This is a genomic window from Agrobacterium tumefaciens (genome assembly GCF_005221325.1).
Lineage (GTDB): Bacteria > Pseudomonadota > Alphaproteobacteria > Rhizobiales > Rhizobiaceae > Agrobacterium.
Map to the genome: position 1 here is coordinate 2,834,360 of NZ_CP039888.1, position 18,918 is coordinate 2,853,277.

18 protein-coding genes are annotated in these 18,918 nt (G+C 59.1%); 9 read left to right on the top strand and 9 right to left on the bottom strand.

The features are described from left to right. Position 1: 1 nt before the first annotated feature. Complete coding sequence (locus CFBP5499_RS14360; RefSeq protein WP_175416740.1) at positions 2–1,303, top strand: NAD(P)/FAD-dependent oxidoreductase; 1,302 nt, start codon at positions 2–4, stop codon at positions 1,301–1,303. Here the strand turns inward: CFBP5499_RS14360 and CFBP5499_RS14365 are convergent. From CFBP5499_RS14365 to rirA, 7 genes are all read right to left on the bottom strand, one after another. Next, the gene (locus CFBP5499_RS14365) at positions 1,300–1,788 is read right to left on the bottom strand and encodes a gluconokinase (RefSeq protein WP_175416791.1); all 489 of its coding nucleotides are present in this window, start codon (positions 1,786–1,788) and stop codon (positions 1,300–1,302) included. The genes CFBP5499_RS14360 and CFBP5499_RS14365 overlap by 4 nt on opposite strands. Positions 1,789–1,896: 108 nt before the next feature. Continuing rightward, a complete protein-coding gene (locus tag CFBP5499_RS14370; protein WP_080826847.1) occupies positions 1,897–2,637 on the bottom strand; it encodes an ABC transporter permease in 741 nt (246 codons plus the stop codon). Then, complete coding sequence (locus CFBP5499_RS14375; protein WP_080826846.1) at positions 2,634–3,572, bottom strand: ABC transporter ATP-binding protein; 939 nt, start codon at positions 3,570–3,572, stop codon at positions 2,634–2,636. The genes CFBP5499_RS14370 and CFBP5499_RS14375 overlap by 4 nt, the downstream gene beginning before the upstream one ends. Continuing rightward, the gene (locus CFBP5499_RS14380) at positions 3,569–4,735 is read right to left on the bottom strand and encodes an ABC transporter permease (protein ID WP_175416741.1); all 1,167 of its coding nucleotides are present in this window, start codon (positions 4,733–4,735) and stop codon (positions 3,569–3,571) included. Before CFBP5499_RS14380 ends, CFBP5499_RS14375 begins: the two co-directional genes overlap by 4 nt. A gap of 83 nt (positions 4,736–4,818) precedes the next feature. Continuing rightward, positions 4,819–5,730, bottom strand: coding sequence for a glycine betaine ABC transporter substrate-binding protein OsmF (osmF, locus tag CFBP5499_RS14385; RefSeq protein ID WP_080826845.1), 912 nt, complete (start codon positions 5,728–5,730; stop codon positions 4,819–4,821). A 149-nt stretch (positions 5,731–5,879) separates the two neighbouring features. Then, complete coding sequence (locus CFBP5499_RS14390; protein ID WP_080827521.1) at positions 5,880–6,926, bottom strand: AbrB family transcriptional regulator; 1,047 nt, start codon at positions 6,924–6,926, stop codon at positions 5,880–5,882. 168 nt (positions 6,927–7,094) lie between these two features. Further along, entirely contained in the window at positions 7,095–7,565 is a 471-nt protein-coding gene (gene rirA, locus CFBP5499_RS14395) for an iron-responsive transcriptional regulator RirA (RefSeq protein WP_080826844.1), read from the bottom strand. 173 nt (positions 7,566–7,738) lie between these two features. Between rirA and CFBP5499_RS14400 the strand changes: the two genes are divergently transcribed. Then, entirely contained in the window at positions 7,739–8,788 is a 1,050-nt protein-coding gene (locus tag CFBP5499_RS14400) for a Fe(3+) ABC transporter substrate-binding protein (protein ID WP_233284157.1), read from the top strand. A 192-nt stretch (positions 8,789–8,980) separates the two neighbouring features. Here CFBP5499_RS14400 and CFBP5499_RS14405 read toward each other — a convergent pair whose 3' ends face one another. Further along, entirely contained in the window at positions 8,981–10,477 is a 1,497-nt protein-coding gene (locus tag CFBP5499_RS14405; RefSeq protein ID WP_080826842.1) for a CoA-acylating methylmalonate-semialdehyde dehydrogenase, read from the bottom strand. Between the two features lie 106 nt (positions 10,478–10,583). Between CFBP5499_RS14405 and CFBP5499_RS14410 the strand changes: the two genes are divergently transcribed. The 7 genes from CFBP5499_RS14410 to pncB all read left to right on the top strand — a co-directional run bounded on the left by CFBP5499_RS14410 (position 10,584) and on the right by pncB (position 17,457). Next, positions 10,584–11,465, top strand: coding sequence for a LysR family transcriptional regulator (locus CFBP5499_RS14410; RefSeq protein WP_080826841.1), 882 nt, complete (start codon positions 10,584–10,586; stop codon positions 11,463–11,465). Between the two features lie 118 nt (positions 11,466–11,583). Next, positions 11,584–12,510 (top strand): DMT family transporter, encoded by a 927-nt coding sequence (locus CFBP5499_RS14415; RefSeq protein ID WP_173986053.1) that lies wholly within the window; start codon positions 11,584–11,586, stop codon positions 12,508–12,510. 290 nt (positions 12,511–12,800) lie between these two features. Continuing rightward, positions 12,801–13,907 (top strand): DUF475 domain-containing protein, encoded by a 1,107-nt coding sequence (locus CFBP5499_RS14420; protein ID WP_080826840.1) that lies wholly within the window; start codon positions 12,801–12,803, stop codon positions 13,905–13,907. Between the two features lie 364 nt (positions 13,908–14,271). Continuing rightward, a complete protein-coding gene (locus CFBP5499_RS14425) occupies positions 14,272–14,616 on the top strand; it encodes a MarR family transcriptional regulator (protein ID WP_080826839.1) in 345 nt (114 codons plus the stop codon). An 18-nt stretch (positions 14,617–14,634) separates the two neighbouring features. Next, positions 14,635–15,486: an NlpC/P60 family protein gene (locus CFBP5499_RS14430; protein WP_080826838.1), complete on the top strand. Its 852-nt coding sequence runs from the start codon at positions 14,635–14,637 to the stop codon at positions 15,484–15,486. A gap of 95 nt (positions 15,487–15,581) precedes the next feature. Beyond that, positions 15,582–15,941, top strand: a complete 360-nt coding sequence (locus CFBP5499_RS14435; RefSeq protein WP_080827519.1) for a hypothetical protein — start codon at positions 15,582–15,584, stop codon at positions 15,939–15,941. A 211-nt stretch (positions 15,942–16,152) separates the two neighbouring features. Beyond that, positions 16,153–17,457: a nicotinate phosphoribosyltransferase gene (pncB, locus tag CFBP5499_RS14440; protein ID WP_065114598.1), complete on the top strand. Its 1,305-nt coding sequence runs from the start codon at positions 16,153–16,155 to the stop codon at positions 17,455–17,457. Between the two features lie 58 nt (positions 17,458–17,515). On the opposite strand, the gene CFBP5499_RS14445 is transcribed toward pncB, so the two are convergent. Further along, positions 17,516–18,910: a leucyl aminopeptidase family protein gene (locus tag CFBP5499_RS14445; protein ID WP_080826837.1), complete on the bottom strand. Its 1,395-nt coding sequence runs from the start codon at positions 18,908–18,910 to the stop codon at positions 17,516–17,518. Positions 18,911–18,918 lie beyond the last annotated feature (8 nt).

Below are 18,918 nucleotides of genomic sequence, written 5' to 3' on the forward strand. Positions count from 1 at the left end.
GATGGCTGAGGTAACGAACATTCCCAATCCCGGCCACACATCGTCGTGGTATGCGGCCTCTGCCAATGTCAAAACCGTGCGGCCCTCGCTTGAAGGAGCGCTGGAAGCCGATATCTGCATCATCGGTGGCGGTTTCACCGGCATTTCCGCCGCGTTGGAACTCAGTGAACGTGGTTATTCCGTCATCGTTCTGGAAGGCGTGCGGGTCGGCTTCGGCGCTTCCGGCCGCAATGGTGGCCAGATCGTCAATGGCTATAGCCGTGATCTCGAAACCATCGCCCGACGTTACGGCCACGAAAAGGCGGTGAAGCTCGGAGAAATGTCGCTGGAAGGCGGAGCGATTATCCGCGGTCGCGTCGCCAAATACGGCATTGACTGCGATCTCGTCGATGGCGGCTTCTTTGCCGCCTTTACGCCGAAGCAGATCCGCGAAATGGAGGCTCACAAAGCCCATTGGGAAAAACACGGCCATGGCGGCCTCGAAATGGTCTCCAAGGCGGATGTTGGCCACTATGTGAAAAGCGACCGTTATGCGGGCGGCATGATCGACCGCTTCGGCGGCCACATCCACCCGCTCAATCTGGTGCAGGGCGAAGCGGCAGCGGCCGAAAGCCTCGGAGCCCGCATATTCGAAAATTCGCGCGTCATCGCGGTGGAGCAGGGCGTCAATCCCATCGTGCGCACGGCAACGGGCAGCGTGAAGGCGAAATATGTTCTCGTCTGCGGCAATGCCTATCTCGGCTCCTTGCTGCCGGAAATCGGCGAGCGGATGATGCCGGTCTCAAGCCAGGTCATGGCGACGGAGCCGCTTGATGCCGATCTGATCGAGGCCCTTCTGCCCGCCGATTATTGCGTCGAGGATGCCAATTACATTCTCGATTATTACCGCCGCACGTCGGATAATCGCCTGCTTTACGGCGGTGGCATCGGTTATGGCGGCAGTGATCCGACTGACCTCACCGGTGTTATCCGTCCGAACATGCTGAAGACATTTCCGCAGCTGGAGAAGGTTAAGATCGATTTCGCCTGGAGCGGCAATTTCGCGCTGACCCTGACGCGCATTCCGCATATGGGCAAGCTCTCGGATAATATCTACTTCTCACACGGCGACAGCGGCCATGGGGTGACGACCACCCATCTACTCGGCAAGATATTGGGCGAGGCCGTTGCCGGCCACGCCGAACGTTTCGATATCTGGAGTTCCCTGCCGAACTACCCGTTCCCCGGCGGCAAGACGTTCCGCGTGCCGCTGACCGTGCTTGGTGCGTGGTGGTATGGTTTGAGAGACAAGCTGGGCCTCTAGAAGGTTACCGTCTTCAGGCCGGCGAGCGCGTTGACGGTGATCTCTTCGGGTGTAGTGTCGATGCTGACGGTTACGACGCCCGGTTCGCCGGTCGGCACTTCCAGCGTGGCAAGCTGGGTTTGAAGCAGCGAAAGCGGCATGAAATGGCCCTTGCGTTCACCCATGCGCCGGCTGAGAAGCTCCAAGCTGCCATCAAGGTACACGAAAGCGAGTGGGCCACCGGTCGCCTTACGAAGACGGTCGCGATAGATTTTCTTGAGTGCGGAGCAGGAAACCACGATACCCTTGCCGTCGCTGCCCTTGCGCAGTTCCGCACCGATCAGATCGAGCCATGGCCAGCGATCTTCGTCGGTCAGCGGAATACCCTCGGACATTTTATCGACATTGGATTTCGGGTGTAGTTTGTCGCCCTCTATGAAGGCAACGCCCAGTTTCTCAGCCACCGCTTCCGCGACCGTGGACTTGCCGGAGCCGCTCACTCCCATCACGACGATTGCCTGTGTCACCCGAACCTCTGATGTTTCTGTTTCGACGGTCAGCCCCTACCATGTGCGACGGATGGCGGGAACCTTAAATTTGGGCGGTTAGCTATGTCAGTGGCCGGTTTTGCGGGCTGCGGACCTTTCCAGCGCGGAAAAGCCGGCGTGGATCAGGATCGCCAGTGCCGCAACGATCAAACCGCCCTGGAGAATGAAGGCGAGATTGTTGGATTGCAGGCCGGCTATGATCACTTCGCCGAGCGTGCGGGCGGCGACCGTGGACCCGATGGTGGCGGTTGAAAGACTGATGACGGCCGAAAGCCTGACGCCAGCGAGAATGGCCGGAAGGGCAAGCGGCAGCTCCACTTTGGTGAGCCGCTGCCAGCCGGTCATGCCGCTGCCTCTGGCGGCGTCCATCACCGTGGCCGGCAGTGTGGTTAGTCCCGTCAGCGTATTTTCGAACACCGGCAGAAGCGCATAGAGAAACAGCGCGATGAGCGTGGGTTTCTCGCCGAAACCGATCATCGGCACGGCCAGCGCCAGTACCGCCACGGGCGGAAAGGTCTGGCCAATATTCACGATACTGCGCGACAGCGGCAGAAAATCCACCCCGAAAGGTCGGGTGACGAGAACCGCAAGCGCCCCCGCCGTGAGCGTGGCCAGTCCGGTCGCGATCGCAACGGTGGTCAGATGCGAGAGCGTCAGGGAAAAGAGATTGGCCTGTGTATAGATGGCTGGCGCATTGGCCTGCACGAGAGGGCGGAAGATCGGCGCGAAGATTTGCGGTGCGGCAAGAAAGATGATCAGTGCCAGCACCAGAAGTCCGAGAGAGAAAAAAGAGAAGACGTTTTTCATGGGGCGCCAGTGGCACGCTGCAGGAGAACGTCACGCCGCACCCGGCCGACGGGTTGCCCATCCTCTTTTATGACAGGCAAGACATCGCGGCCCGCCCATAACATGGCCGACAGGGCATCGCGCTGGCTGGTGCCCTCGGTGAGCGGTTCGCCTTCCGCACTTCCCGGCTCCACGATGTCGGCGACGGAGAGAACCGAAAGCAGTTTCAGCGCGCGTTCGTTTTCGCCGATCATGGTGCGGACGAAATCCGTCGCCGGTTTCAGCACCAGCTCCGCCGGCGGGCAATCCTGCACGATGCGGCCCTTGTCCATCACGGCAATACGGTCCGCCAGAAGGAAAGCCTCATCCATGTCGTGCGTGACGAGGACTATGGTGACGCCGAGTTTTTTCTGGATATCGAGAAGGTCGTTCTGGGCCTTGGCGCGGATCACCGGGTCGAGCGCGCCGAAGGGCTCGTCCATCAGGAGAATGTTCGGTTCCGCGGCCAGTGCACGGGCCACGCCGACACGCTGCTGCTGGCCGCCGGAAAGCTCATGCGGAAAACGATCCGCATAAAGCCCGGGATCAAGCTGGAAGAGGTGCATGAGCGCATCGATCTTGGCCTCAATGCGTTTGCGATCCCAGCCGATCAACTGCGGCACGGTCGCGATATTTTCCACCACGGTTCGATGCGGAAAGAGCCCATGGCCCTGAATGGCATAACCGATCTGGCGGCGCAGTTTGAAACCCGGAATGGCGCTGACATCCTGACCGTCGATCCGGATCACGCCGGAGGTCGGTTCCACCAGCCGGTTGATCATGCGCAGCAGGGTGGTTTTCCCCGACCCGGATGTGCCGACGATGACGGTGACGGTGCGCGGCGCGACGGTCAGCGATACCTGATCCACGACGGTCACATCGCCATATCGTTTCGTGATGGTGTCGATCTCGATCATGGCTTCTGCCTTCCGCCTGCGCTGAAGAGATTGCTGTCTATCAGGGCGTCGAGTGTGATCGCAGCAGCAAAGCCGAGGAGAACGGTCGGCACGGTGCCGAGCAGCACGAGGTCCATGGCCGTCTGCCCGATGCCCTGAAACACGAAAACGCCAAACCCGCCGCCGCCGATCAGGGCAGCGATTGTCGCGAGCCCGATATTCTGCACCAGCACGATGCGGATGCCGGTGAGAATAACCGGCATGGCGAGCGGAAATTCCACCCGCAGCAACCGCTGCACCGGCGTCATGCCAAGCCCGCGCGCCGCTTCCCGAACTGCATGGGAAACGCCGGCAAGACCGACCACCGTGTTGGAAACGACCGGCAGCAGCGAATAGAGAAACAGCGCCACGAAGGCCGGCGCCATGCCGATGCCGGCGATGCCGATCTTCGCTGCGCCCGGCACAGTAGCCGCAATCCATCCGAGTGGCGCGATCAGCAGGCCGAAAAGGGCTATGGAGGGGATGGTCTGGACGATGTTGAGACTGTTCAGCACCCCCGCCCGCAGCCGCTCGACTTTATAACAGAGGATGCCCAGCGGAATACCCGCGACGGTCGCCGCGATCAGCGACCCGATGGCGAGCTCCACATGCCGCACGGCCTCGGTCCAGAATATGTCGGACCGGCCGGTATATTCCTTGATAATGGAAAGATCATTCCAGAGGCCGCTTGCCAGCACTGCGGAAAGTGCGGCGGCCGCCAGCAGCAACAGCAAGATTCGGATGGCGGGTTTCGGCTCAAGACGCGCGATGCAATCCGTGGCGAGCAAAGCCAGCCCGGCAAAGAGCAACCAGAAACCACTCGACGGCGAGACGCGGGCAAAACTGTTTCCCTCCGGCGTGAGAAAGGAGGCAGCCTGTCCGACGAAAACCGAGAGCGCCGCGAGACCGGCCAGTGCAGCTGCGAGTTTCAACCGTGCAGGAAAACGGAAAAAGGCGATGAAGGCCGCAAGAAGAATGATGGCCGCAAGCAGTGTCGCGGCCGCGGATGGAAGGGCCTCGAAGATTGCTCGTGTTTCCCCCTGAACGATCCGGTTGGCGCGAAACGTCATGAAGGGCGATGCAAAAAGCGCATAAAGAAGCAGGCACGAAATCAGCACGCCCACCTTGTCAGGCCATTTCGTCAAATCCTGCTCCCCTCTACCCTGGATCGGGATCGGATGATGAAAACGCTTCCGTTCTCGTGATCCTCCTCCAGCACCATGAGCCGCTACTTGACGAAACCGTTCTTTGTCAGGAAGTCCAGCGCCACGGTTTTCGCCTGTTCGCCGCCCACCTGCACGCGGGCATTCAGGTCCTGCAGGGTTGCGAGATCAAGCTTTTCGAACACGGGCTTCAGCAGTTCCTCGATATTGGGGTGCTTTTTCAGAACCTCTTCGCGAATGATCGGCGCAGGCTGATAGACCGGCTGCACATGCTTGTCGTCTTCCAGAACCACAAGACCGGAAGGGGCAATCCCGCCATCCGTGCCATAGACCATGGCGGCATTGGCATTGTTCGTCTGGTTCGCGGCGGCGGCGATCGTGGCCGCGGTGTCACCGCCGGAAAGCGTGATCAGCTGGTCCGGCTTCATGGTGAAGCCATAGGTCGTCTGAAACGCCGGCAGGGCGGCGGCGGAATTGACGAATTCCGAGGAAGCGGCAAGAACCACCGTGCCGCCATCGGCAACGTATTTGCCGAAATCGGAAAGCGTCTTCAAATTGTTCTTGTCGGCAACATCCTTGCGCAGGGCGATCGCCCAGGTGTTGTTGGCCGGAGATGGCGTCAGCCAGACGATCTTGTTGGCGTCATGGTCGAGTGTTTTTGCCTCTTGATACCCCTTGGCAGCGTCTTTCCAGAGCGGGTCATCCGCCTTGGAGAAAAAGAAGGCGGCGTTGCCGGTATATTCGGGATAGATGTCGATCTCGCCCGCGGTGATCGCTTTTCTGACGACCGGGGTGGCGCCGAGCTGGATGCGATCCGTCGTCTCGATCTTGTTCTGGTTGAGAACGGCGAGGATGATGTTACCGAGAACGCCGCCCTCCGTGTCGATCTTCGACGACACCACCACCTGCGCCTGAGCGATGGAAACAGAAAAGGCAAGCGCAAGTCCGGCGCCCGTCAAGGTCATCAAGCGGTTCATGAATAGTCCTCCGGTGGGTCAGCCTGCCGAACAGGCAAAAGATCGCCGCCGCAATTGCGGCGGAGTATCAACGGGCGGAAAGAAAAAAAGTTGCACGCCATTTGCATTTTCGCGTCGATGGCTCCTGTGGCACGGGTGGCCAGCACTCGTCAGGCGTCGCCATCCCGCTTGCGCGCATCCTTGCCCATGACGAGCGGCATGAGCACCGACAGGAAGAGAAGCCGGATGACATGATGCGAACCGACATAGGCGGTATCGGCATGCATCATGACAGCCATTGCCGCCATGGTTTCGAGACCGCCCGGCGAATAGGCAATCATGACGGCATTGAGCGGCACGCCTGTCACGCGCGAAATCAGCCAGGCAATGCTGCCGGCAATCACCATCACGGCAATGGTGACGACGAAGCCGGCCAGAAAGCCCTTGCGCACCTCCATCAGCGAGACATTTGAGAAGCGCGTGCCGATGAGGCAGCCGATCAGCACATAGACCGGCAGGCTGAGCCAGGTGGGCACACCGCCTTCGGTGAGGCCGGTAATATGCGTGCCAATGGAGATCGCGACGCCACCGAGCAGCAGGGCGGCGGGAAATTTCCAGCGCAGGAAAAGCCATCCGGTCAGAAGCGAGGCGGCGATGGTAAGCGCCAGCGTAAAAAGGCCCATTGGCGGGTTTGTGATCAAGGGTTCCGTGCTGACCAGATCGAAATATTCGACGATCAACGGTACTGAAAGCGTCAGAGCCAACACGCGCACGCTTTGCACGATGCTGACGGTCGCAAGGTCGCTTTTAGTCTCGGCTCCGAGGCTGATGATGTAGCTGAGATGACCGGGGGAAGCCCCGAGCATCGCCGTTGTCCGGTCGTAACCGAAACCGTAATGCAGGATCCAATAAGCGACATAGAGCATGATCACGACGGCGATGAGCACGACGATGAAGCTCAATGGCCATGTCTTTGCGGCATCGATGACCGAGGGCGTTACGCTCGTTCCCATGGAAATGCCGACGACGACGAAACAGGCGTTGCGGATGAAGGCGGGAATTCCGAGCTTGACACCCGCCAGTCCGGTGATGGTCACCGCGAGCGCTGGCCCTGAAAGAAAGGGGGCGGGAACATGCAGCAGGCTGGCAAGCAGTGCGCCCAAGCTGCCGACGAGGGCAGTAAGCGCAAATGTGTGGAATTCAGGCTTGATGATCATTGCGACGCTGGTTGGTTGCTTGAAAAAGCTCGGGACCAAATGCGCTGCTTCCTTCCGCGACGTCAACACGCGGGACCAAAAATATTATATTTCATGCGCATTCGATAAAAGAAAAGCCCGTGACCTGTGGTTACGGGCTTTGCGATTGCCGGATAGGCTGTGGAACGATCAGGCTGCCGGAAGTGCGGCAATCTTCGGCATTTCCGTATCGATTCCGAGCAGGAAGTTGATCTGCGGTCGCGCCTTGACGAGATCGTCAATCGAATATTCCGTGAGCACATCAAAGAAGGCATTCAGCGCCTTGCGCAGCGCCGAATTCAGGCCGCAGCTGTCCACAAGCGGACATTCCACGGCACCGTCCTCAAAGCACTCAGCCATGGCGAAGCTGTCTTCGGTCACCCGAACCACGTCGAACAGGCTGATCTTTTCGGCAGGCTTGCCAAGGCGCACGCCGCCATTGCGGCCGCGCACGGTTTCCACGAGACCCGCCTTGTTGAGCGGCTGCAGGATTTTGAACAGGAACAGTTCAGATACGCCGTAAGCCCTGGCAATCTCCGGAATGCGGCTAAGCTTGCCTTCATTCGCAGCGCAATACATCAACATGCGAACGGCATAGTTGGTCTGTTTGGTCAAACGCATGCTGGTCTCCTAACTCTCAATGTGGAGTTATATAGTCTCTTTTTCAGTTTAGAACAATTCCAGAAACTGAAAAAACTGGCATCCATCCGATATTTCTCGAACAGCCTTGTTGACCGCCCTCATGATTCATGAACAAACAAGTCAAGAATCGGAATGTAATGGAGGCATTCACAATGGCAAGCTTGAAATCATACTTTTCCGCTGCCGTTTTTTCAGGGCTGACGATCCTTTCCCTCGCGCCCGCCGCGCTGGCAGAGGGGGATGTTAACGTCTATTCCTATCGCCAACCTGAACTGATCCAGCCGCTTCTCGATGCCTTCACCAAGGAAACCGGGATAGAAACCAACGTGCTTTTCCTGGACAAGGGGCTGGTGGAACGCATCCAGGCAGAGGGCGTCAATTCACCTGCGGACGTGCTGCTGACGGTGGATATTGCCCGGCTTGTCGAGGCCAAGGAGGGCAAGGTCACACAGCCGGTTCTGGGTGATCCCGTCATCGAAAAGGACATCCCCGCCAATCTGCGTGATCCGGAGGGTGAATGGTTTGGCCTCACGACGCGTGGCCGGGTTGTCTATGCCTCCAAGGAGCGGGTGACCCAGAAGGACATTACCTATGAAGAACTTGCCGAACCGAAATGGAAGGGCAAGATCTGCATTCGTGATGGCCAGCATTCCTACAATATCGCGCTGATTGCCTCGATGATCGCCCATCACGGCGTCGATTATACCCGCACATGGCTGACGGGCCTGAAGAATAACCTCGCCCGCAAGCCTGACGGAACTGACCGCAGCCAGGCAAAATCGATCTTTTCCGGAGAATGCGATATCGCGCTCGGCAATACCTATTACGTCGGCCTGATGCTGACCAATGATCAGGAACCGGACGAAAAAATATGGGCGGGTTCGGTGCGGGTAATCTTCCCCAATGCGGGCGACCGCGGCACCCATGTGAATATTTCTGGCATGGCGCTGACGAAATATGCGCCGAACAAGGACAATGCGCTGAAGCTGATGGAATTTCTGGCCTCGCGTGAAGCGCAGGAAATCTACGCCAAGCAGGTCTTCGAATATCCGGTGCTGCCGGGTGCGGAGCCGTCCGACGTCGTGAAGGGTTTCGGCCCCATCAATCCGGACAAGCTGCCGCTGACGGATATTGCCGCCCATCGCAAACAGGCTTCGGAGCTGGTGGACGAAGTGGGTTTCAACGACGGCCCGACCAACTGAACGTCACATTACTCCTAGAGCAATTCCGGTGAACGCCGGCTCACCTCAATTGCTCTAACTCTTTGTTTTTGCTCATTTCTTGGCGCAAAATCGAGCACTCTTTTAAATGCTTTAGTCGCTCTCCTGAGCGCCAGCAAAAAGCCCCGCTGCAACAACAACGGGGCTTTTTATGTTCTCTTGCCGGTTGCCCTGTTATTTCATCGTCGGCATGACGAATTCGGCACCCGACTTGATGCCGGACGGCCAGCGCGAGGTGATCGTCTTCGTCTTCGTCCAGAACTTGATCGAATCCGTGCCGTGCTGGTTGAGATCGCCGAAGCTCGAGGCCTTCCAGCCGCCGAAGGAGTGATAGGCGAGCGGAACCGGGATCGGAACGTTGATGCCGATCATGCCGATGTTGATGCGGCTTGCGAAGTCGCGAGCAGCGTCGCCGTCACGGGTGTAGATCGCGACGCCGTTGCCATACTCATGCTTCATCGGCAGTTCCAGCGCGTCTTCGTAGTTCTTGGCGCGAACGACGGACAGAACCGGTCCGAAGATTTCCGTCTTGTAGATGTCCATGTCAGGGGTGACGTGGTCGAACAGGCAGCCGCCGACGAAATAGCCGTCTTCATAACCTTGCAGCTTGAAGTCGCGACCATCGACCAGCAGCTTCGCACCCTGTTCGACACCGCTGTCGATCAGGCCCCTGACGCGCGTCTGTGCTTCCTTGGTGACGAGCGGACCCATATCGGCCTTGTCGTCGGTATAGGGGCCGATCCTCAGGCTTTCGATCTGCGGAATGAGCTTTTCGACGAGACGGTTGGCGGTCTCTTCGCCAACAGGAACCGCAACGGAAACGGCCATGCAGCGCTCGCCGGCTGAACCGTAACCGGCGCCCATCAGCGCGTTCACGGCCTGATCGAGATCGGCATCCGGCATGATGATCATGTGGTTCTTCGCGCCGCCGAAGCACTGCGCGCGCTTGCCGTTCATGGCGGCGGTGCCGTAAACATAGCGTGCGATCGGCGTCGAGCCGACGAAGGAGACCGCGCCGATATCGGGATCGGTGAGGATGGCGTCGACGGCGCCCTTGTCCCCGTTGACGACATTGAGGATGCCGGCCGGAAGACCGGCTTCGATCATCAGTTCGGCAAGGCGGATCGGCAGCGACGGATCGCGCTCGGAAGGCTTGAGGATGAAGGCGTTGCCGCAGGCGATCGCCGGGGCGAACATCCACATCGGGATCATGCCGGGGAAGTTGAACGGCGTGATGCCCGCGCCGATGCCGACCGGCTGGCGGATCGAATACATGTCGATGGCAGGACCCGCACCCTCGGTGAATTCACCCTTCTGCAGATGTGGAATACCGCAGACGAATTCGCAGACTTCAAGGCCGCGAATGATATCGCCCTTGGAATCCTCGACGGTCTTGCCGTGTTCGCTGGAAAGCAGCACCGCCAGCTCGTTGATGTCGCGGTTCAGAAGCTCGACGAACTTGAAGAAAACGCGGGCGCGGCGCTGCGGGTTGGTAGCGGCCCATTTCGGCTGTGCCGCCTTGGCGCTTTCGACGGCGGCGCGCAGCTCAGCGTCGCTGGCAAGTGCGACAGTTGCCTGCACTTCGCCGGTTGCCGGGTTGTAGACATTCGACGTGCGGCCGCTGGCGCCCGGCACATGCTTGCCATTAATGAAATGACCGATTTCCTTCATGAGTGTTCCTCCAGAATAAGATGGCGCAGCATTACCTTTCGATTTGCACAAATCAATCGCCTGAAATAAGCATCCATTGTGCGAAAATAGACATAAGGAGGGTGCCGTGAACTGGGATGATGTGCGCTTGTTTCTAAGCGTTGCACGAAGTGGCCAGTTTCTTTCGGCGGCCAGAAAGCTCGGTGTCAACCACGCCACGCTCAGCCGGCGCATTTCCGCGCTTGAAACGGCCATCGGCACGCAGCTGTTCCTGCGAAGCACCAATGGTTGCGAGTTGACGGAGGAAGGCCAGCGTCTTCTTGCCGGAGCCGAGCGCATGGAAACCGAAATGCTGAATGCCCAGGCCAATCTCGGCCGTGTCGATACGGCGGTGGCGGGAACGGTGCGCATCGGCGCGCCCGATGGCCTCGGTGTATCCTTCCTCGCGCCAAGGCTTGGCCGGTTGACGGCCCGTTATCCCGACCTGAAAATCCAGCTCGTGCCGGTGCCGCGTTCCTTCTCTTTGTCGCAACGTGAGGCCGATATCGCCATCACCATCGAGCGGCCGGAGCAGGGCAGGCTGATGTTTTCCAAGCTCACCGATTATTCGCTGGGCCTTTATGCCTCGGCGGATTATCTGGCCGACTATGGAACGCCCGCGGATGTCGATGCACTGAAGCGTCACCGGCGGATCGGATATGTAGAGGACCTGATCTTTTCACCGTCGCTCAACTATACCGGCGAGATCATGCGCGACTGGGACGCGGCGTTCGAAATCTCCAGCGCCACCGGCCAGACGGAGGCGGTGCGGTCGGGGGCAGGCATCGGCATCCTGCACAATTACATCGCCGGGCAATATCCCGAACTGATGCGGATCATGCCGCATCTCGGTATCAGCCGCTCCTATTGGACGGCCTATCACGAATCCGCCCGCCAGCTGGTCCGTGTCCGCACGGTCGTCGATTTTCTCCAGGAACTGGTCGCGGAAGAGCGGCGAATCTTCATCTGAAACATTCGGCCGCCGATCTATTAGTACTATTAATTCCTGATGGCAGGTCGTTCCGGGCTTGACAAAGGGCTGCCGGCTGGACGACCAATGCAGCCATTGGGAGAAATCGGAATCTGACATGTCGACTATGATAAGAAAGCTTTCGCCGACCGGCCTCGGCGTGGCTGTCATGCTGCTTGGAATGCTGCTTTTTGCATTGAACGACGCCATGGGCAAATGGCTGGTATCGACGTACAGCCAGGGCCAGGTCATCCTGATCAGAAGTGCGGCAGCGCTTGTCATTCTCGTTCCGATCGTCTGGAGAGCCGGCCTTTCAGGCCTCGTGAAGATCGAGCGCCCTGGCCTTCAGGTGGCGCGTGTCTTCTTCTCCACGGCCGAACTTTTCTGTTTCTATTTCGCCGTTGCGAGCCTGCCGCTGGCGGATGTCATGACCTACTGGCTGGCAGCCCCCATTTATGTGGCCGCTCTGGCGCCGTTCCTGCTGGGGGAAAAGGTCGGCTGGCGCCGCTGGACGGCCATCGCCATCGGTTTTGTCGGCGTTCTCATCGCGCTCAAGCCCAGCTCGGCAAGTCTCACTTCCGCGGCACTCTTTTCCATTCTCGGCAGCGCGGCCTTCGCATTCATGATGTTGTCCGGCCGCCAGCTGCGCAACACGCCGGATACCGTGCTTGCCTTCTGGCAGATCATCGGCGCAGGGCTTGCAGGCATCGTCGCAGTGTTCATGACCCCGTCCGGCTGGCTACCGGTCCAGTCCAGCTTCGACCTGGCGTTCCTCGGTTTGCTCGGCGTGGTCGCCATGGCAGCGCATGTGCTGGTCAACCGGGCCTTGAAACTTGCCGACGCCGCCACCGTCGCGCCGCTGCAATATACGCTGTTGCTTTGGGCAGTGATCTTCGGCTGGCTGTTCTTCAACGACGTGCCGCAGACCAGTATCGTTGTCGGTGCAGGCCTGATTGTTCTTTCCGGCCTTTACATCTTCTTCCGCGAAAATACACTCAAACGACGCCGCGAAACCGCCGAAGGACTGGCTGCGGAGCAGGTTTGACCTTTCTTGTTCGTCTTGGTCACAATCACGGGACTTGACGAAGGCGTGATCTTCAGGAAGTAAGAAGGGGTCCTGCGATGATTTGTCTCGCAAGGGCAGAGGAAACAAAGGTGCCGGGCCCCTCTGGCGAGAGTTTTACGGCGCTCTCGTGATGTCGGTACCGCCTGCAAATTGGCCGGCGGATTAAAAACTATGAAAAACCTGAATGTGCTTCGCGCGCGTGCTTTTCGCGTGCGGCCTGACGCCCTGCGTCGGTCCGTGAACATCCTCGTCATCGGAGGAGACCGGACATGAGCGCCGCCCAGAAATCCACGCTTTCCTACTTCAAGTGGGCATTTATCGTCACCGTCGTCGGTCTGATCCTCGGCGGTTACCTCGGCTGGGAAATGACCGGCACCATCGGCGGAACTGCAACGATCTTCTTCATCTGCGCGGTGCTTGCCGTGCTGGAAATCTCGCTGTCCTTCGACAATGCCATCGTCAATGCCAACAAGCTCAAGGACATGACACCTGTCTGGCAGCATCGCTTCCTGACCTGGGGTATTCTCATCGCCGTTTTCGGCATGCGTATCGTCTTCCCGCTGCTCATCGTCGTCGTGGCCGCCAATGTCGGCCCCTGGACGGCGCTCGTGATGGCGGCCACCCAGCCGGAGCGCTACGCGGAAATCATGCGTGACGCCCATCTGCCGATTGCGGCTTTCGGCGGCACCTTCCTGATGATGGTCGGTCTCAATTTCTTCTTCGACCATGAGAAGGATGTGCACTGGGTGCGTTGGATCGAGGAAAAGGCGGCAGCCTATTCTTCCGTCAAGGGCATCGAAATCGCTTTTGTGCTTGTTGTCATGCTGATCTTTTCCCGCATCATCGGCGCCAGCGACAATCCGGAACTCGGTCCGGTCGCGGCCAATACCTTCTTCCATTCGGCGATCTGGGGTCTTTTGACCTTTCTCCTGGTGGAAGTGGTCGGCGGCATTCTCGACCGCAGCCAGGAAATGCTGGAAGGCGCGGCCAAAGGTGGCTTCGGTGCGTTTCTTTACCTCGAAGTGCTGGATGCCAGCTTCTCCTTCGACGGCGTGATCGGTGCTTTCGCACTGACGCAGAATCTCTTCATCATCGCCATCGGCCTCGGCATCGGCGCCATGTATGTGCGCTCGATGACCATCATGCTGGTGGAGAAGGGAACGCTCGCCGAATACCGCTATCTGGAGCACGGCGCCTTTTATGCGATCCTGATCCTTTCGGTCATCATGTATGTGCAGACCATGTTCCATATACCGGAGGTCATTACCGGTCTTGGTGGCGCGACCCTGATCGGCATTTCGCTCTGGTCGTCGATCCGGCATAATCGGCAGCAAAGTGCCAATGCCGCAGATGCGGCGCGCGGTGCGGAAATCTGATCCGTGTTCATCCCTGCCTTCCGCCGTTGCGGCGGAAGGCAGTTTTTAAGCATCACATCTCCTGCTGCCTGTTTTTGTTGCTGTTTGCTCTTTGAGGAAAATTTGACCATAAGGGTTCATATTCGCTCCAAGTGACTGTTTTCGTTTCGCTTTGTGCGTTGCAATAAAACTGGCACGCTTCCTGCATCTCATCTGGCAAGTCCAGAGGGGACGTGGAAGCCCGGAAAACGGGTCGATAAACGCCGCCGCGCCGCGCGATCTTTCGAGGTCTGCGCCGCGCGGCGGTTTTGTTTGTGCGGTTGGTTCTTGAGTTTTCAACTGCGTTGAATGAAAACAGTGGAACAATGACGGAAGGGTCACCGGCTTGCCTGCACAATTGTCACCCACGGAGGCCTTGGGGCTCTGGCACCGTGTATCCACGGCGCAGGTCATTGACGATCAGCCGGATTTGACCTTGCGTCAGACGGCCATCCTGCTGCAGATTTATCTCGTGCCACCGCCGCACACCGTTCGGGGTCTTGCCGCCACGCTAGGGGTCACCAAACCGGTCATCACCCGCGCGCTCGACAGTCTCGGGGCGTTGGGATTGGTCGACCGGGTGCGAGATGAGCGGGACAGGCGCAATGTCGTGATAAAACGCACCGTGGCCGGTGCGCTTTATCTGGAAAAATTCGGCGATCTGATTATTGATCAGGCACGCAAGATCTAACCTCTGGATGTGAAACCCATGATGCTCGACCGCCGCCTGAACGTCTTCCGCCCCGATCTCGCCGATGCGAAACTGCAGGGTGTGGTGCAGGCCGACCGTTTCGTCAGCGGGTCGCCCGCCCAAGTCACCGCACCGGTCATCGGCCTGCGGCCGACGCCTGATCTTGCGACCGGTATAGACACCGAACTGCTCTCCGGCGAAACGGTGCGCGTTTTCGATAGGGCAAATGGCTGGGCCTGGGTACAGGCGGATGTGGATGGTTATGCCGGTTATGTGCCGGAAACGGCTATCGGCGATGTTGTCGCCGCCACCCATCAGATCATCGCGCCGCGTACATTCCTTTATTCTTCGGCCGAGTTGCGCAAACCGCCTGTCGCGGCGCTGTCCATGGGCAGCCTGATCCGCATCGTCGGCGAGGCAGAGACGCGCGGCACCCGCTACCTGATGAACGAAAAAGGCGAGGGCATCATTGCCGCCCATTGCCGGGCTGTCGATGCGACGCTTGAAGAAGACTATGTGGCGGTGGCTCTGCGTTTTATCGAAACACCCTATCTCTGGGGTGGCCGCTCGGGCTTCGGTATCGATTGTTCCGGCCTCGTGCAGCTTTCCATGGCGATGACCGGCCGCCGGGTTCTGCGCGACACGGATATGCAGGTGAAGTCGCTGGGCGTTGAAATCGAGCGTGATGAATTGCGCCGCGGCGATCTCGTCTTCTGGAAGGGCCATGTCGGCCTCATGGAAAACGAGGAAACGTTGTTGCATGCCAATGGCCACACGATGAATGTCGCACGCGAAAATCTCGATGCGGCCATCGAGCGGATCGGCTGGCTTTATGAAAAGCCGACGGCTTTTCGCCGCCTGGAAGGCTGAGACTGCGGCTTTCACGAAATTGTGCCTGCCTGGCCCTTTGTGGGAGAGCCCTGGACAGCCTACATCGGTTGGATGATGGTACGGGACTGGCATCGATGAAGACAAGAACGGCAACACGATTGGCAGCGATCCTCACGGCGGCCTTGCTAAGCGCGTCGGCGCAGGCGCAGACCGTTTTCCAGAATGGTTTTGCCCCCGCGCCGGATGCCTATGCAAACTTGCCTGGCGTCAAGGACCCGCGAACGCTGCAGCCCAAGGTCCGTTACAACTGCCATAGCGAACTCGGCGTGACCGGATACTCCCGAGGTCCCTACCGGGATGTTTTCGGCAGCCGCGGGCTTCCTGTTCAGGGCTATCGCTGCACCGATGAAAACGGCATTTCCAGTTTCGGTGGTAAAAATCCGGTCTCCAAGGACTGGTATCCCGGCATCAATCCTGTGGATCCGACCTTCTGAAGCGGCGTGGCCCTAGCACCTGGCCGAAACGACAATGCGGTTTTTGGGAAATCGACGCGCGAGCGGGCGTGTGAGGCATTTGCCGCCGCCGGCGCTCTGGACTTGTTGTCGCTTTTTCAGATAAATCTTCCGCGTGACAGGTTGATACCTGCCGGGGTGCGGAGTGACATCGGCTATTTTTGACCTTTGGCCGATATTGGGGAATGCAAGTATGACGAAGACCGATATAGCCACCCGTGTCCACAATCATACCTGGAAGCTAGACCCGATCGTCCGCAGCCTGATCGACACAGATTTCTACAAACTGTTGATGTTGCAGATGATCTGGAAGCTCTATCCGGAAGTTGACGCGACATTTTCCCTGATCAACCGCACCAAGACCGTGCGGCTGGCGGAAGAGATCGACGAGATGGAACTGCGCGAGCAGCTCGATCATGCGCGCACCCTGCGTCTCTCCAAGAAGGAAAACATCTGGCTTGCGGGTAACACCTTTTACGGCCGCTCGCAGATTTTCGAGCCGGAGTTTCTCTCCTGGCTTTCGAGCTATCAATTGCCGGAATATGAGCTTTTCAAGCGCGACGGGCAATATGAGCTGAATTTTCATGGCCGCTGGATGGATACGACGCTCTGGGAAATCCCGGCGCTGGCGATCATCAACGAGTTGCGTTCGCGCAGCGCCATGCGTTCGCTCGGTTATTTCACGCTGGACGTGCTCTATGCTCGCGCCAAGGCCAAGATGTGGGAGAAAGTCGAGCGGTTGCGGGAACTGCCGGGCCTGCGCATCTCCGATTTCGGCACCCGCCGCCGCCACAGCTTCCTGTGGCAACGCTGGTGCGTCGAGGCGCTGAAGGAAGGCATCGGCCCTGCCTTTACCGGTACGAGCAATGTCCTGCTCGCCATGGATTCCGACCTCGAAGCCGTCGGCACCAACGCGCATGAATTGCCGATGGTGGTCGCGGCACTGGCGCAGACGAACGAGGAACTGGCCGCCGCGCCCTATCAGGTTCTGAAGGACTGGAACCGGCTTTATGGCGGCAACCTGCTGATCGTGCTGCCGGACGCTTTCGGCACGGCGGCGTTTCTGCGCAATGCGCCGGAATGGGTGGCTGACTGGACCGGCTTCCGACCGGACAGCGCGCCGCCGATCGAAGGCGGCGAAAAGATCATCGAGTGGTGGCAGAAGATGGGCCGCGACCCGCGCAAGAAGATGCTGATCTTTTCCGATGGTCTCGATGTCGACGCCATCATCGACACTTACCGGCATTTTGAAGGCCGCGTCCGCATGAGCTTCGGCTGGGGCACCAACCTCACCAATGATTTTGCCGGCTGTGCGCCGAAGACCATTGCCAGCCTCAAGCCGATTTCCATCGTCTGCAAGGTGAGCGACGCCAATGGCCGACCGGCTGTGAAGCTCTCGGACAATCCGCAAAAGGCCACCGGCGAGCCGGCCGAAGTGGAGCGTTACCTGAAGTTCTTCGGCGAGGAAGACCACAAGGAACAGAAGGTTCTGGTTTAAGGGAACCGGGCGCTCCGATTGAGGAAGCGCCCTTCAAACCTGATCCTGGTCTAGCAGATTACTTCGCGAATTGATGTGCGATGTAATGGAAGAGCGCGCGGATACCCTGTGCTTCCCCGCCGATAGACGAATGGTGACGCTCGCTGAGCGACCAGCCGTAAATATCGAAATGCGCCCAGCGCTTCGTATTGGTGACGAAGCGCTTCAGGAACAGGGCGGCGGTGATCGATCCACCCATGCCGCCTGAAGGCGCATTGGTGATATCGGCTGCGCGCGAGCGGATATCCTTGTCATACCCCATGTAAAGCGGCATGCGCCACAGCGGGTCATCCGTATCGATGCTGGCTTCCGCGATATCATGCGCCAGATCGTCATCGTCGGTGTAGAAGGGCGGCAGATCGGGACCCAGCGCCACGCGCGCCGCACCTGTCAGCGTCGCCATGTCGATCATTAGGTCCGGCGCATCCTCGTCCGCATAGGCCAGCGCATCCGCCAGAACGAGACGACCCTCCGCATCGGTATTGTCGATCTGTACGGTCAGCCCCTTGCGGCTCCTGTAGATATCGCCCGGGCGGAAGGCATTGGCGGAAATGGAATTTTCGACCGCCGGCACGAGAACGCGCAGATCGACCGGCAGCTTCGCATCCATGATCATCAGCGCAAGACCGAGAACATTGGCGGCACCACCCATATCCTTCTTCATCAACGCCATGGAGGCCGCAGGCTTGATGTCGAGACCGCCGGTATCGAAGCAGACGCCCTTGCCCACTAGTGTCAGTCGCGGATTGCCCTTCTTGCCCCAGTTCATCTCCAGAAGGCGCGGTGCGCTTTCACTGGCGCGGCCAACCGCATGGATCAGCGGGAAGTTTTCCTTCAGCAGATCATCGCCGGTCGTAACGTTCACCTTCGCCTTGTAGTGGGCAGCAAGCGCGCGGAAGGCGATCTCGAGCTCGTCCGGTCCCATGTCGTTGGCCGGGACGTTGATGAGGTCGCGCGCAAGGAAGACGCCTGCCAGAATGCGCTTGATCTCGCCGTCTTCAGCGTCTTGCGGAATGAGAAGCTTTGCCCCGCTGGTCTTGGTGGTCTTGTATTTGTCGAAGCGGTAGCTGCCGAGGCCGAATCCGAGAGCGAGGCGATTGGCCGTCAGGGGCGCGGTTTCGATATGCCACTCGCCCTCCGGCAGCTCACGGGCGAGTTTCCCGGTGATGAAGGGAATTTCGGAAGGATTGCCACCCAGACCGAGAAGCACACCTCCAAGCGATCCATCGGAGGAAGGAACGAGCAGGACGGCGCCGGCTTCCGCCTTGAACCCCGCCTTTTTCGCCCAATCCAGAGCGACCGGGTCTATGGCGCCCTGTTCGATATGGGCTGGCGTGACGGCGAAAACCGGCAATGTGCTGCCGGCCTTCGAACTGAAAGGGGTGGGGCGTTCGATGAACTGATAGGGCGCCATGGTATGCT

Bases quoted from the DNA above. Each gene is read 5' to 3' on its own strand.
- CFBP5499_RS14420 (WP_080826840.1), top strand. From the start codon at position 12,801: ATGAGCGCCGCCCAGAAATCCACGCTTTCCTACTTCAAGTGGGCATTT.
- CFBP5499_RS14405 (WP_080826842.1), bottom strand. From the start codon at position 10,477: ATGAAGGAAATCGGTCATTTCATTAATGGCAAGCATGTGCCGGGCGCC.
- CFBP5499_RS14390 (WP_080827521.1), bottom strand. From the start codon at position 6,926: ATGATCATCAAGCCTGAATTCCACACATTTGCGCTTACTGCCCTCGTC.
- CFBP5499_RS14435 (WP_080827519.1), top strand. From the start codon at position 15,582: ATGAAGACAAGAACGGCAACACGATTGGCAGCGATCCTCACGGCGGCC.
- CFBP5499_RS14445 (WP_080826837.1), bottom strand. From the start codon at position 18,910: ATGGCGCCCTATCAGTTCATCGAACGCCCCACCCCTTTCAGTTCGAAG.
- CFBP5499_RS14400 (WP_233284157.1), top strand. From the start codon at position 7,739: ATGGCAAGCTTGAAATCATACTTTTCCGCTGCCGTTTTTTCAGGGCTG.
- CFBP5499_RS14360 (WP_175416740.1), top strand. From the start codon at position 2: ATGGCTGAGGTAACGAACATTCCCAATCCCGGCCACACATCGTCGTGG.
- CFBP5499_RS14430 (WP_080826838.1), top strand. From the start codon at position 14,635: ATGATGCTCGACCGCCGCCTGAACGTCTTCCGCCCCGATCTCGCCGAT.
- rirA (WP_080826844.1), bottom strand. From the start codon at position 7,565: ATGCGTTTGACCAAACAGACCAACTATGCCGTTCGCATGTTGATGTAT.
- CFBP5499_RS14415 (WP_173986053.1), top strand. From the start codon at position 11,584: ATGTCGACTATGATAAGAAAGCTTTCGCCGACCGGCCTCGGCGTGGCT.
- CFBP5499_RS14365 (WP_175416791.1), bottom strand. From the start codon at position 1,788: ATGGGAGTGAGCGGCTCCGGCAAGTCCACGGTCGCGGAAGCGGTGGCT.
- CFBP5499_RS14370 (WP_080826847.1), bottom strand. From the start codon at position 2,637: ATGAAAAACGTCTTCTCTTTTTTCTCTCTCGGACTTCTGGTGCTGGCA.
- CFBP5499_RS14375 (WP_080826846.1), bottom strand. From the start codon at position 3,572: ATGATCGAGATCGACACCATCACGAAACGATATGGCGATGTGACCGTC.
- pncB (WP_065114598.1), top strand. From the start codon at position 16,153: ATGACGAAGACCGATATAGCCACCCGTGTCCACAATCATACCTGGAAG.
- osmF (WP_080826845.1), bottom strand. From the start codon at position 5,730: ATGAACCGCTTGATGACCTTGACGGGCGCCGGACTTGCGCTTGCCTTT.